The 13,320-nt window shown below is 66.5% G+C and carries 12 protein-coding genes; 8 read left to right on the top strand and 4 right to left on the bottom strand.

The window, feature by feature from the left end; genetic code table 11:
* Nucleotides 1-72: 72 nt before the first annotated feature.
* From QSJ18_RS12270 to QSJ18_RS12255, 4 genes are all read left to right on the top strand, one after another.
* On the top strand, nucleotides 73-453 hold the full coding sequence (locus QSJ18_RS12270; protein ID WP_286326754.1) for a DUF4189 domain-containing protein: 381 nt from the start codon (nucleotides 73-75) through the stop codon (nucleotides 451-453).
* Nucleotides 454-760: 307 nt separating this feature from the next.
* Entirely contained in the window at nucleotides 761-922 is a 162-nt protein-coding gene (locus QSJ18_RS12265) for a DUF4244 domain-containing protein (protein WP_286326836.1), read from the top strand.
* 65 nt (nucleotides 923-987) lie between these two features.
* Nucleotides 988-1,332, top strand: a complete 345-nt coding sequence (locus tag QSJ18_RS12260) for a TadE family type IV pilus minor pilin (RefSeq protein ID WP_286326753.1) — start codon at nucleotides 988-990, stop codon at nucleotides 1,330-1,332.
* Nucleotides 1,329-1,700, top strand: coding sequence for an Rv3654c family TadE-like protein (locus QSJ18_RS12255; RefSeq protein ID WP_286326752.1), 372 nt, complete (start codon nucleotides 1,329-1,331; stop codon nucleotides 1,698-1,700). The genes QSJ18_RS12260 and QSJ18_RS12255 overlap by 4 nt, the downstream gene beginning before the upstream one ends.
* 14 nt (nucleotides 1,701-1,714) lie before the next feature.
* Here QSJ18_RS12255 and QSJ18_RS12250 read toward each other — a convergent pair whose 3' ends face one another.
* Both QSJ18_RS12250 and QSJ18_RS12245 read right to left on the bottom strand, forming a co-directional pair.
* Nucleotides 1,715-2,251, bottom strand: coding sequence for a hypothetical protein (locus tag QSJ18_RS12250; protein WP_286326751.1), 537 nt, complete (start codon nucleotides 2,249-2,251; stop codon nucleotides 1,715-1,717).
* Nucleotides 2,244-4,571: a DEAD/DEAH box helicase gene (locus tag QSJ18_RS12245; RefSeq protein ID WP_286326750.1), complete on the bottom strand. Its 2,328-nt coding sequence runs from the start codon at nucleotides 4,569-4,571 to the stop codon at nucleotides 2,244-2,246. The genes QSJ18_RS12250 and QSJ18_RS12245 overlap by 8 nt, the downstream gene beginning before the upstream one ends.
* Nucleotides 4,572-4,907: 336 nt before the next feature.
* On the opposite strand from QSJ18_RS12245, the gene QSJ18_RS12240 reads away from it, so the two are divergent.
* The 3 genes from QSJ18_RS12240 to topA all read left to right on the top strand — a co-directional run bounded on the left by QSJ18_RS12240 (nucleotide 4,908) and on the right by topA (nucleotide 9,135).
* Complete coding sequence (locus QSJ18_RS12240) at nucleotides 4,908-5,111, top strand: cold-shock protein (RefSeq protein ID WP_004022110.1); 204 nt, start codon at nucleotides 4,908-4,910, stop codon at nucleotides 5,109-5,111.
* 183 nt (nucleotides 5,112-5,294) lie between these two features.
* Complete coding sequence (locus QSJ18_RS12235; RefSeq protein WP_286326835.1) at nucleotides 5,295-5,873, top strand: hypothetical protein; 579 nt, start codon at nucleotides 5,295-5,297, stop codon at nucleotides 5,871-5,873.
* A gap of 184 nt (nucleotides 5,874-6,057) precedes the next feature.
* Nucleotides 6,058-9,135 (top strand): type I DNA topoisomerase, encoded by a 3,078-nt coding sequence (topA, locus tag QSJ18_RS12230; RefSeq protein WP_286326749.1) that lies wholly within the window; start codon nucleotides 6,058-6,060, stop codon nucleotides 9,133-9,135.
* Nucleotides 9,136-9,148: 13 nt separating this feature from the next.
* Here topA and QSJ18_RS12225 read toward each other — a convergent pair whose 3' ends face one another.
* Nucleotides 9,149-10,609, bottom strand: coding sequence for an adenylate/guanylate cyclase domain-containing protein (locus tag QSJ18_RS12225; protein WP_286326834.1), 1,461 nt, complete (start codon nucleotides 10,607-10,609; stop codon nucleotides 9,149-9,151).
* A 172-nt stretch (nucleotides 10,610-10,781) separates the two neighbouring features.
* Between QSJ18_RS12225 and QSJ18_RS12220 the strand changes: the two genes are divergently transcribed.
* The gene (locus tag QSJ18_RS12220; protein ID WP_286326748.1) at nucleotides 10,782-12,089 is read left to right on the top strand and encodes a DNA polymerase III subunit delta'; all 1,308 of its coding nucleotides are present in this window, start codon (nucleotides 10,782-10,784) and stop codon (nucleotides 12,087-12,089) included.
* A 26-nt stretch (nucleotides 12,090-12,115) separates the two neighbouring features.
* Here the strand turns inward: QSJ18_RS12220 and QSJ18_RS12215 are convergent, their stop codons facing one another.
* Nucleotides 12,116-13,129 carry an aldo/keto reductase gene (locus QSJ18_RS12215; protein ID WP_286326747.1) on the bottom strand — a complete coding sequence of 338 codons (1,014 nt, stop codon included), beginning with the start codon at nucleotides 13,127-13,129 and terminating at the stop codon, nucleotides 12,116-12,118.
* Nucleotides 13,130-13,320 lie beyond the last annotated feature (191 nt).

Raw genomic sequence — 13,320 nt, 5'->3', positions numbered from 1 at the left:
AAAGGCGTAGCGCCCAGCGCATCCGGATCGCGGGGACCGATTGCGCCGCGCAAGTTGTTCATCGTCATTGCAATGCTGTTCGTCGCGAGCATCGGAGCGGTGATCGTTCCGGGAGCCGTCGCACCGGCACCTGCACACGCCCAGACCTACTACGGCGCGATTGCCATCTCCGGTGACGGCAGCTGGGGCCGTGCCCTCAATTACCCCTCGGCGGGCGCAGCCAATCGTGCGGCCTGGAACGAGTGCCCGCGCACCGACTGCAAGGTGGTCGCCACCTTCGCCAACGGTTGCGGCGCGGTCATCAAGCACACTGACTACTGGGGCTTCGGCAGCGAGGGCGGATCGAAATTCCAGGGCGGCATCGGCCGGACGCAGCGTGCCGCTATCGCAGACGCGCAGCGACGCGCCCGTGGCGGATCGTTTGTCGTCGGAGGATGCACGATTCGGGGCTGATCGAACATCATCCTCAGTGGCGCCGTCAGCACTTCGCTGGCGGCGCCACTTTTTGTGTCTGCCGCGAGACGTTCCCGGAGCTGCGGCGATGGCTCGATCGCCTCGGATTGCGATCCGATGCGATCGGAATGCGAGCGGTGCGAACGCATATCGACAGGTACACCTCCACCATGACCCTTGCCGATGGATCCGAAATCGGTTCTGGTGCGTCCTAGTAGATGAACACCGACGACCAGGAGGAAAGACCATGTCGCCCATCGAGAACTGCCGTGCACTGATCGGCCGAACCAACACCTGGCTGCTGGGGATGGCCACCGACGAGGAGGGGATGAGTACCGCCGAGTATGCCATCGGCACCGTCGCCGCTGCGGCCTTCGGTGCCATTCTTTACACCGTGGTGACCGGCGACAGCATCGTCGGCGCCCTGACCGGGATCATCGACAAGGCACTCAAGACGTCGGTCGGCTGATCATGGCCGGACGATTCCGGTTGCAACGGAAGCGGCTGTGTCGCAGCCTTTCCGATGAGCGCGGCATGGTGACGGTCGAGGCGGCTTATGCGATCGCCGCGCTGGTGGCCGCGGTCATCCTCGCGGTAGGCGTGGTCGGTGCGATGGTCGCGCAGATTCGGTGCACGGATGCGGCACGGGAGGTGGCGCGGCTGTCGGCGGCCGGCGATCGCGGGGCACGGGAGATCGGGACCCAGATTGCGGGGGAGGGGGTCGATGTGGCGATTACCGAAGGCGGTGAACGGATTACGGTGACCGTCCGGTCGAGGATTCTGCTTCTCCCCGGGTTGAAGGTGTCCGCGCGCGCGGTCGCGGCACGGGAGCCCGATGGCGCCGATCTCGTCGACTTCGCGCCGGGAGTCGGTCCATGAGACCGGTCGCGGGGCTGGTCGGGAACGATGATGGTTCGGCGACGATCGTGGCGGCCTTCGCCATCGCGGCGCTGGCGGCGGTGGTGGTCTCGGTGCTCTATGTCGGGTCTGCGGTCCTGGCTCGTCATCACGCGCAGTCCGCGGCAGACCTCGCGGCGTTGGCGGCGGCGAGTTCGCTCGCGCAGGCTCACACCGAACCCTGTCAGGTCGCGCGGTTACTGGCGGACGCTCAGGTGCCGCCGGCGCGGGTCACCGCATGCCGGGTCGACGGTGACGACGTGCAGGTGGAGGTGGCGGTGCGAGTGGAGATGGGTAGGTTCGGGATTCACGACGCCACGGCGCATGCGCGGGCGGGCCCGGCCTCTTGAATCGTGGACGGCGATCAGTCCTCGACGACGATCTTCTTCGGGTACACCCGTACCGACTTCATCGGTGCGAACCACAACTGGTGAAAGTGCACGTCGGCATCACCGCGGTAGGCCAGTTGCAGGGTCTCGCCCAAGGTGAGCGGTATTCGGGAACGGACGGCGTGCACGAACGCCGACCAGTGGATGAGCTCACCTTCGGTGAGGAAGCCTCCGGCCGCCGCCCACGGTTCACCCGACTGGGCGTCGGCGCAGGCGAGATACACCTCGCCGAGGGACGGCGTGATGCGTGGGCCGACCATCGCGGTCTGCAGATACCACTGGGCGCTGGTGACGAGCTGGTTGTATCCACCGGCATCGGCGGCGCACCAGGCGAAATGGAGGTCGAGGGCATCCAGGGCCTGTTCCTCGGAGAAGAACACATCGCTCTCCCCGATGGACGACGGCAGCTTGTCGGCGTTCTGGGTGGGCCGTGCGAGCAGGAAATACGCCTGGGTGGGCCGCACGATCAGTCGCGAGGTGTCGACCTCGCGACGGAAGGCATCCTCATGCATCGTTCGAGTATTGCCGACTCAGCAGCGTCAGGACGGAATGTGCGCCATCTTTATCCAGCGGTTCGTTGCCGTTGCCGCATTTGGGGCTCTGCACGCACGACGGACAGCCGCGCTCACACCGACAGTCGGCGACCGCGTCGCGGGTGGCGTCGATCCAGGTGCCGAACGCCTCGTATCCGCGGTCGGCGAAGCCGGCCCCGCCCATATAGCCGTCGTAGACGAAGACGGTCGGTAGACCGGTGTCGGGGTGCAGGTCGGTGGACAGGCCGCCGATATCCCACCGGTCGCAGGTGGCGATCAGCGGGAGCAATCCGATCGCAGCATGTTCGGCGGCGTGGAGGGCGCCGGGGAGTCGGCTGGCGTCGATACCGATCGCCGCCAGGTCGTCCTCGGGCAGCGTGTACATCACCGCGCGGGTGTGGAGCGTCTGGCGTGGCATGTCGAGCGGAATCGCGTCGAGGACCTCCCCGGACAACAGGGTGCGCAGATAGCCGACGACCTGATGGGTCACGTCGACCTCGACCAGCGCGACGGTCAGCGGGCCGAACCGTTGCTGGGCGACGGTGTCGGTGATGGCCACCTCGGTGGTGTCACGCGCCGACGTCGTCCAATCCGGCTCCTCCGGATGTGTCAGCGCCAGACCATCTTCGAGGTCCAGCTCGTCGACGACGAAGGTTCGGCCCTGATGGATGTGTACCGCGCCGGGGTGGACGGTGGCCGGGGCCCGCCCGGAGTCGACGGTGCCGAGTAGCTGCGAGGTCGTCGAATCGACGATGAGTATCTGACCGCCGATGCCGCCGCGGATGTCGACCTCGGCGTGTGGCTCGACCCCGGCCGCGACGTACCAGCCGGCCTTGCGGCGGCGGAGTAGTCCCTGGGCGGAGAGGTCGTTGGCGACGTCGACGGCTCCCCAACGCTCGATCTCGGTGTCGGACAACGGAAGTTCGGTGGCCGCGCACAGCAGGTGGGGGCCCATCACGTAGGGGTTGGCCGGGTCGAAGACGGACGCCTCGACGGGGGTGCGCAGCAACACCTCCGGGTGGTGCACCAGGTAGGTGTCGAGCGGGTCGTCGCGGGCCACGAGCACGACCAGCGAGTCACCCGACTCGCGTTGGCGTCCGGCGCGTCCGGCCTGCTGCCAGAATGACGCGACCGTGCCGGGATAGCCGCTGACGATCACCGCGTCCAATCCGCTGATATCCACCCCCAGCTCGAGCGCGTTGGTGGTCGCGACGCCGATCAGTGTGCCGTCGTTGATGGCCTGTTCGAGGCGACGGCGATCGTCGGCCAGATAACCGGCACGGTAGGCGCCCACCCGGTCGACGAGTTCGGGTGCCGACTCCCGTAGGAGCTGCTGTGCGGTCAGTGCGGTGATCTCGACACCGCGACGGCTTCGGGCGAAGCACAGGGTGCGCGCACCTTCGATGACGAAATCGGCCAGGAGGCGCGCGGATTCGGCTCCGGCGGATCGTCGGACGGGGGCGCCGTGCTCCCCGGTCACGGCGGGCAGGAAATCCGGCTCCCACAGTCCGACGGTGCGCTCTCCGCGAGGAGAGCCGTCGTCGACCACCGCGACGGCCGGTTCGCCGATCAAGCGGCTCAAGGATTCTGCGGGATCGGCGACGGTGGCCGACGCGGCGATCACAGTCGGGTCGGCGCCGGCGGCCCGTGCGACCCTCAGGAGCCGCCGGAGGACCAGCGCCGTGTGGGCGCCGAAGACGCCGCGGTAGTGGTGGCATTCGTCGACGACGATATAGCGCAGGTGCCGAAAGAACTGTCGCCAGCGCGGGTGGCCGGACAGGATCCCGATGTGCACCATGTCGGGGTTGGTGAAGATCCACCGCGAGTGTGCCCTCGCCCATTGCCGGATTTCCGGATCGGTATCACCGTCGTAGGAACATGGTTGCAAATGAGAATATTCGGCGCGACCCGCGATGAGTCCTGCGACGGAGCGGATTTGGTCGGCACCCAATGCCTTTGTCGGCGAAAGATAGAGTGCGGTCGAAGTTTTATCCATTGCCAGGTGTGTGAGTATCGGCAATTGGTACGCCATTGATTTTCCGGACGCGGTGCCGGTGCAAATCACGACATGCTGTCCGCCGTAAGCGAGATCGGCGGCGCGGGCCTGGTGGGTCCATAGTCGTTCGACACCGTCGTCGCGGAAGGCTTGGATCAACGATGGTGGAACCCAGGTTGGCCATTCTTCGAAATCCGCTGAGCGGGAACTGATTACCTCGACGTGGGTGAGGGGCGAGCTCTCTGCATCGGCGGCCCGCAGTGAGGTCTGCAGCAACTCGGTTCCGTACGTGTGTGAATGCATTGGTGGTGTGGATCTTCTCCGACAGCTGCACGTTCAGACGTGCGAAATGGGCCGTAGGTGTTACCGCGTGATGACTATTGGCTGAAATCTGCCAGGTTTTCGCTCTCTTTGGTTGGTGTGACTATCGCTGCGCGTCCGAACATGGTTGACTACGTACGGCCGCAGCTTTCGCGCACCGCCATCGGCAGTGACGACGGAAACGTGTTGCAGCCGTGGTACTGAGGTTAGTTTGGCGGATCACGATGATCTTCGCGGGGCTCTAGAGGTATGGCGGTCAGACCGGCCACGACACGGTGACCACCGTTGTCGCGACAGAGGATGTAAAGGATTTCAGCAATGGCACAGGGAACTGTGAAGTGGTTCAACGCGGAGAAGGGCTTCGGCTTCATCGCTCCTGATGAGGGGTCCGACGACGTGTTCGTCCACTACTCCGAGATCCAGGGATCCGGTTTCCGCACTCTCGAAGAGAACCAGCGGGTGGAGTTCGAGGTGGGCCAGGGCACCAAGGGCCCGCAGGCCACCGGCGTTCGCGCCGTCTGAGCAACTCACGTGACTGCGCAGCGCGCAGCTCGCACCAGGACCGCCCCGTGCTCCCCGTGAGCGACGGGGCGGTTCTCTCTTCACGGTCCTAATCTGCGGACCGGCCCTGTCTATCGAGGTGAACCATGCTGCGCGTGGTGTCGTGATCGCCGTACCGCCCGCCGCATGAGTAATCTCGACGGTGTGGGTCAGTTGGCGTTCTTCTCCGCGGAGACCGAACAACCCGCGTCCGACGATCTGGCCGGCTTGCTGGCCGCACAAGGGCAAGCCCTCGGATCCGATTCCGGTACGCGGGTCTCGATCGTGGTCGCCGACACCTGGCGCGCCGAGGAGATCGCGCGCGAGATGCGGGCCGCCGGGCTCGACGCCACGACGACGACCTCCGACGAAGGCAGTCCACTCGTACGTACGGACTACAGTCATGACCTGGACTCGCTGCGTCGGGCGTGGTCGGCGGGTGCGGTGAAGGCGATGCCTGCCGGGTGGGTGCCGACGCCGCGAGCGTTGCGGCTGTGGGTGCTCGCGGCCGGTCATGGCGACGCCGACCGCTATCTGCTGGGGCTGGATCCGCACGCCCCGGAATCGCACGGTCCGCTGTCGACCGCGCTGATGCGGGTGGGCATCGCCCCCACCCTCGTCGGGACTCGCGGCCCTGCGCCGGCCCTGCGTGTGGCCGGACATCGCAGGCTGGTTCGGCTGGTCGAGTACGTCGGCGCACCACCGCCCGGCGCCGGTATCGGCGACTGGCCGGATGCAGTGTGAGATACCTACTCTTCGTCTCCCTAAACACGTCTCTGACCTGGGATGTCTGGTGAAAACTTGGCTGTCGTCGGTGGTTTTGGGTAATAGTGGCGACAAATCAGATGTGCAAACAGCGCTATACATAAGGTACAAACCAGTCGAACAGGCTTGCTCGACGTAGCGGCCGGATTCGAAAGGACTCTCGGTGGCCGAGACCAGCACCGCAGCACCCGGTGGGCGGACAATCCGACGACTCGTGATCGTCGAGTCCCCGACCAAGGCCCGCAAGATCGCGGGTTATCTCGGGTCCAACTATGTCGTCGAGTCGTCACGCGGCCACATCCGCGACCTCCCACGCGGCGCCGCCGACGTCCCTGCCAAGTACAAGGGCCAGCCCTGGGCCCGGCTCGGCGTCAACGTCGACGAGAACTTCGAACCGCTGTACGTGGTGTCCGCGGACAAGAAGTCGACGGTCACCGAACTCAAGTCGTTGATGAAGGATGTCGACGAGCTCTACCTCGCCACCGACGGTGACCGCGAGGGGGAGGCGATCGCCTGGCACCTCCTCGAGACGCTCAAGCCGAAGATCCCGGTCAAGCGGATGGTCTTCCACGAGATCACCGAGCCGGCCATCCGTGCGGCCGCCGAGAACCCACGCGACCTCGACATCGATCTCGTCGACGCGCAGGAGACCCGCCGTATCCTCGATCGCCTCTACGGCTACGAGGTGTCCCCGGTGCTGTGGAAGAAGGTCATGCCGAAGCTGTCGGCGGGCCGCGTGCAGTCGGTGGCCACCCGCATCATCGTCGAGCGTGAACGTGAGCGGATGGCGTTCCGCTCCGCCGAGTACTGGGATATCGCCGCCACCCTGAACGCCGGCGCCGACGCATCGCCGTCGACCTTCGGCGCGCGACTGGTGGGTGTCGACGACGCCCGGGTGGCGGCCGGGCGTGACTTCGATGCGAACGGTGCCGTGAAGAAGGCGGACGTCGTCGTGCTCGACGAAGCGCGTGCGACGGCGCTGTCGGCCGCCCTGCGCGGCTCGCAGCTGCGGGTCACCTCGGTGGAGGAGAAGCCGTACACCCGTAAGCCCTACGCACCGTTCATGACCTCGACCCTGCAACAGGAGGCCGGCCGCAAGCTGCGTTTCACCTCCGATCGCACCATGCGGATCGCGCAGCGGCTGTACGAGAACGGCTACATCACCTACATGCGTACCGATTCGACGACACTGTCGGAGTCGGCGATCAACGCGGCGCGCACTCAGGCCCGTGAGCTGTACGGCGACAGCTTCGTCCATCCCACCCCGCGTCAGTACACCCGCAAAGTGAAGAACGCGCAGGAGGCGCATGAGGCGATCCGCCCCGCAGGCGAGACCTTCCGAACCCCCGGTCAGGTCGCCGGTGCGCTCGAGGCCGACGAATTCCGTCTCTACGAGCTGATCTGGCAGCGCACCGTCGCCTCGCAGATGGCCGATGCCAAGGGCACGACGCTCAGTCTCCGGATCGCCGGCGATGTGTCCACGCCCGACCTGCCGTGGAAGTCGGCGACCTTCGCGTCCTCCGGTCGCACCATCACCTTCCCCGGCTTCCTGTCTGCCTATGTCGAGACGGTCGACGATCTGACCGGCGGCCAGGCCGACGATGCGGAGAACCGCCTCCCCAATCTCGTCGAGGGTCAGGCGCTCACCGCCGACGAGTTGCAGGCCGACGGCCATTCCACCAACCCGCCGGCCCGCTTCACCGAGGCATCGCTGGTCAAGGTGCTCGAAGAGCTCGGCATCGGTCGTCCGTCGACCTATGCCTCGATCATCGGCACCATCCAGGACCGCGGCTACGTGGTCAAGAAGGGCAGCGCGCTGGTCCCGTCGTGGGTCGCCTTCGCCGTCGTGGGGCTGCTGGAGGCCTACTTCGAGAGCCTCGTCGACTACGATTTCACCGCTTCGCTGGAGGATGATCTCGACGAGATCGCCTCGGGGAACGAGAACCGCACCTCGTGGCTGACGGAGTTCTATTTCGGCAACGACACCGCGAAGTCGAATATCGGCAAATCCGGTGGCCTCAAGAAGCTGGTGGGTGTCAACCTCGAGGAGATCGACGCCCGCGAGGTCAACTCGATCCGTCTCTTCGATGACTCCGAGGGACGCCCGGTGTATGTCCGGGTCGGCCGTTTCGGGCCGTATCTGGAGCGCAACGTCGCGGCCCAGGATGCCGAACCGGATCTGCAGCGCGCGAACCTCCCCGCTGATATCACCCCGGATGAGCTGACCCTGGCTGTCGCGGAGAAGCTCTTCGCGACTCCGCAGGAGGGTCGCTCACTGGGTGTCGACCCGGTGACCGGACACGAGATCGTCGCCAAGGAAGGACGTTTCGGTCCGTACGTCACCGAGATCTTGCCGTCCGACGACGATGAGGACGGCGGCGACGACGAGCAGGGTGGTGCCGCGCCGGCGATGATCCCGGCCGGCCCGACCCCGCGTGACGGTGGTGACGGCGTCCCGTCGACCGGTGACATCGTGCCGCTGGACGACCTGCCCGCGGGCGGCGGCACCGCGACGAAGACCGCGAAGAAGGCGCCCGCCAAGACCGCGAAGAAGGCGGCCAAGAAGGCAGGCCCGAAACCGCGCACCGGCTCGCTGTTCAAGACCATGGACATCTCCACGGTCACCCTCGACGACGCGCTCAAGCTCTTGTCGCTGCCGCGTGTGGTCGGCGTCGATCCCGAATCGAATGAGGAGATCACCGCGCAGAACGGCCGCTACGGTCCGTATCTGAAGAAGGGCACCGACTCGCGGTCGCTGGCCGGCGAGGAACAGCTCTTCGAGGTCACCCTCGACGAGGCCCTGAAGATCTACGCCGAACCCAAACGCCGGGGTCGGCAGGCCGCCGCCCCACCGCTGCGTGAACTGGGCAAGGACGACGAGGTCAGCGGCAAGCCGATGGTCATCAAGGACGGCCGTTTCGGTCCGTATGTGACCGACGGCGAGACCAACGCCAGCCTCCGCAAGGGTGACGAGGTCGCCACCATCACCCCGGAACGGGCGATGGAGTTGCTCGCCGATCGTCGTGCGCGCGGCCCGGCCAAGAAGGCGGCCAAGAAGGCCCCCGCCAAGAAATCCGCTGCGAAGAAGACCGCCGCGAAGAAGACCGTGGCGAAGAAGGCTGCTGCGAAGAAGACCGTGGCGAAGAAGACGACCGCGAAGAAGACGACCGCGAAGAAGACGACCGCGAAAAAGACGGCGGCCAAGAAGACAGCGCCGGAGTCCGCTCCGCCCGCCGAGTAGCCGGGCGCGGGGCTCAGTCCTGCGCGACCGGCGTCGTCAGCGGTCGGGCCAACAATGTCTCGATGCCGCGTCCCCGCAGCTCGACGCCTTCGCCGATCTCCCAGTGCGCGGCTTCGGCGTTCGACGCGAGGAACACCGCACGCGCCGACCCGAGGACCCGGGTCGGTTCGTCCTTGGCGAGTTCGGTGAGGCGGGCGGCCTCGTTGACCGGGTCGCCGATGACGGTGTATTCGAGGCGCTGTTCGGCGCCGATGTGTCCGGCGATGGCCTTACCGGCCGACACCCCGATACCGATGTCAGTGTCGCCGAGGGTCTGGTCGAGTTCGGTGCGCAATTCGCGGGCCGAGGCTAATGCCCGTCCGGCGAAGTCGTCGAGGTCGAGGGGAGCGCCGAAGATCGCGAGGGCCGCGTCACCCTGGAACTTGTTGACGAAGCCGCCATGTTTGCCGACGACGGCGACGACGACCCGGAAGAACTCGTTGAGCAGGTCGACGATCTCGCGCGGCGGGCGGTTCACCGCGAGGCGCGTCGAGCCGACGATGTCGACGAACAGCACGCCGACGTAGCGTTCCTCGCCGCCGAGTTCGGTGCCCGTCTCAATGGCCTTGCGGGCGACGTCTTCACCGACGTAGCGGCCGAACAGGTTGCGTAGGGTCTGGCGTTCACGCAGATCGGCGACCATGTCGTTGAAGCCGGCCTGCAACAGCCCGAGGTCGCTGCCGTCGTAGATCTTCACCGAGACGTCGAGGTCACCGGCGGAGACCTTGCTCTGCGCGCGGCGCAACTGTTTGATCGGGTCGTTGATCGCCGACACCACGCGGATGATGGCGAGCAGACTGAATGCGAGCGCCGACAGCGCCATCCACAGGATGGGCCGTTCCAGGCCGGTCGCGTCGGTATCGATGAAGTCCAGACGGTGCAGCACGATCAGTCCGACGATGACGAGCATCGGTGCGACCGCCGAGATCACCCAGAACGCGGTGATGCGGGTGGTCACGCTCGGTGCGATCGCGCTGTCGGGGTCGTTGGCCATCGCGGTGACGGTGATCGGGCGCAGTACCTTCTCGGCTTGCATATAGCTGAGCGCGCAGGTGACCATCGCGCCGATGAAACTCGCGATCGCGACGATCAGTGCGTTCTTGTTCGAGACCGTCAGGTTGACCAGCGTGAACAGTGCGCCACCGACCAGCCAGAGACCGGCGTTGACCACCGACAGGAGCATGGGTAGCGCAAGGGCCCGTCGTCGGGCACCCTCGTTGTCGAGGCGGCTGCGCCGGCGATGCCAGATCAGCACCGGCAAGGACAGTTGGATACTGAGGAAGCCGCCGACCAGCATCGCGATGATCAGGTACACCGCGAAGATGACCTGATTGATCGTGGTGATCTCGCCGAGCCGGAAGGAGTCCTGTGGGGGCATCCCGAAGCGCAGGAACGCGAAGGTGAACAACGCGCCGATGAGATTCGCACGCAACATGTCGAGCGCGAGAATCGGCCACGGCGTATGAACCAGCCATCGGGCCAGATGCAGGCCCTTTGACCACCTCGACCGTTGTTGAACCACGAGAACAAAGGTAGCGGGCTGCTTGCAATTGTTAAACACGGATTGGCCGACGCGGCGTGTCCGAACTGCGGATTAGGGTGTTCGTGTGACAAATGTCTTTGAACGGCTGCTCGGTCAGTCCGCGGTTTCCGCGGAACTGCAGGCCGCGGCGCGTTCCGCCCGGGGGCTGGCCAACCGGCTCGACGAGGGGGACAGCGGCGCGGTGTCGATGTTCGGGTCCGACCCGAACGAACCCGATGCAGACGCTGCCGACGAGTTCGCCGCCGCGAACCGTGCGTCGATGACGCATGCCTGGCTGTTCACCGGTCCGCCCGGCAGCGGTCGGTCGGTCGCCGCGACCTGTTTCGCCGCCGCGCTGCAGTGCCAGTCCGAGGACGCATCGGATATCGGCTGCGGCGACTGCCGGGCCTGCGTCACCGTGATGGCGAAGACACATGCCGATGTGCGCCACATCGTCCCGGACGGGTTGAGCCTGTCGGTGAAGGCGATGCGCGAGATCGTGCAGGCCGCTGCGCGCCGCCCGGGTACCGGTCGCTGGCAGATCGTCATCGTCGAAGACGCCGACCGGCTGACCGAGCAGGCTGCGAACGCGCTGCTGAAGGTCGTCGAAGAGCCGCCGTCGCGCACGGTTTTCCTGTTGTGCGCGCCGTCGGTGGACCCCGAGGACATCGCGGTCACGCTGCGCTCGCGGTGTCGGCACGTCCCGTTGACGTCACCCGGTCCCGCCGACATCGAGCGGGTGCTCGTCGAACATGACGGTCTCGATGCGGAGCAGGCGCGATGGGCGGCTGCGGTCTGCGGTGGACATATCGGCCGCGCGCGGCGATTGGCGACCGATCCGGATGCCCGCACCCAGCGGGAGAAGGCGCTCGCACTGGCTCGGGCGGCGACCCGGGACGCGACGGCCTATGCGGCGGCAGAAGATCTGGTGAAGTCGGCCGACGAGGCGGCCAAGGCGATCGCCGCCGAGCTGAACGCACCCGAGGTCGAGCAACTGAAGACCGCGCTGGGCGCCGGTGGCACGGGTAAGGGCACTGCGCGTGCGCCGCGTGGCACGGCAGGGGCGATCAAGGAGTTGGAGGCGCGCCAGAAGTCACGGGAGACCCGTGTCGGGCGCGACATGCTCGACCGTGCCCTCGTCGACCTCGCCGCGCTGTTCCGTGATGCTCTGGTGGTCCGGATGGGGGCGACGGTGACCGCCATGCACCCGGACAAGTCCGACGATCTCACCCGGCCGATGGCCGGGTATGCGACGCCGGAACAGTTGCTGACCTGCGTCGAGGCCGTTCTCGACTGCCGGGAGGCGCTGGACATGAATGTGAAGCCGAAGTTTGCCTTCGACGCGATGGTGGCGTCGATCGGGCAGTCCCTGGCCGGCCGCCGCGACAACTGACACGACGACCGGCCGGTGAGTGTCGGTCAGGCCGGGGTGGCGGCCAGCGGGGGTGCTTCGATGCCGAGGTGTTCGGGGCGGATGGACCGTTCGCCGGTGACCTGCGCGGCGATCCGGCCGAGTCGTTCCAGATGGTCGGATTCCAGCACCACCGAGGTGGCTTCGACGTTCTCGCGCAAGTATTTCAGGGTGCGGGTGCCCGGGATGGGGACGACGTCGGAACCTTGCGACAGCAGCCAGGCCAGTGCGACCTGCCCGGGGCGCACGCCGAGATCGCCTGCGAGCGAGGTGACTTCGGCGGCCAATGCCTGATTGGTATCGAAAACGTCGTCGGCGAACCGTGGATGGTGCCCCCGGCGCTCGCCGACGTCGCCGCGGGAGGTGATGGCGCCGGTCAGCCAGCCGCGGCCGAGTGGCGAGAACGGGACGATGCCGATACCCAATTCCCTTGCCACCGAGAGTGTTTCGCTCTCTATGTCGCGGGTGAAGATCGACCATTCGTTTTGGATGGCGCTGATCGGGTGGATGGCGTGGGCTCGGCGCAGCGTATCGGGGCCGGGCTCGGATAGGCCGATATGGCCGATCTTGCCGGCCTCGACCAGTTCCTTGAGCGCGCCGACCGTCTCCTCGATGGGCACCCGTGGGTCGACGCGATGCTGGTAGTAGAGGTCGACGTGGTCGACTCCGAGCCTGCGCAACGACACGTCGATGGCGGTGCGCACGTACTCCGGTCGTCCGTCGAGGTCGCGTGCGTTCGGGTTGGTGTCGCGGTCGAGTGCGTTGGCGAATTTGGTGGCGATCACGACCTCATCCCGACGGCCCGCAATCGCCTTGCCCAGCAGGATCTCGCTGTGTTCGGGGCCGTAGACGTCGGCGGTGTCGAACAGGGTGACCCCGCTGTCGATGGCCTCGGCCACCAGTTCACTGGCCACGCGCTGCTCGGCGTCGTCGGAGGAGCGATTGAAGCTCATGAACCCGAGTCCGATCGCCGATACTTCCGGCCCGTCGGTGCCGAGGACGCGGCGTTGAGTGACTGGCATGTGGCAGTTCCCTTCTGACGAGATGCCGCTCTGGATGGTGAGCGGCGGACTTGCACCACGATGGGGTATGCCCCGGTGGGCGAACAATGAAATTGCGCTACCTGAACCGATCAGCAGCGCTTGCCGTGGTCGGCCGTCGCCGGTGGTGGGTGGTCGGCGGCTTTCGGTGTCCGCGCTCGGCGGCGTCTCTA

The organism is Gordonia heveisoli (assembly GCF_030315745.1).
Classification (GTDB): Bacteria; Actinomycetota; Actinomycetes; order Mycobacteriales; family Mycobacteriaceae; genus Gordonia.
Note: the sequence above shows the minus strand (reverse complement) of the source record. Positions and strands in the feature narration are given on the sequence as shown.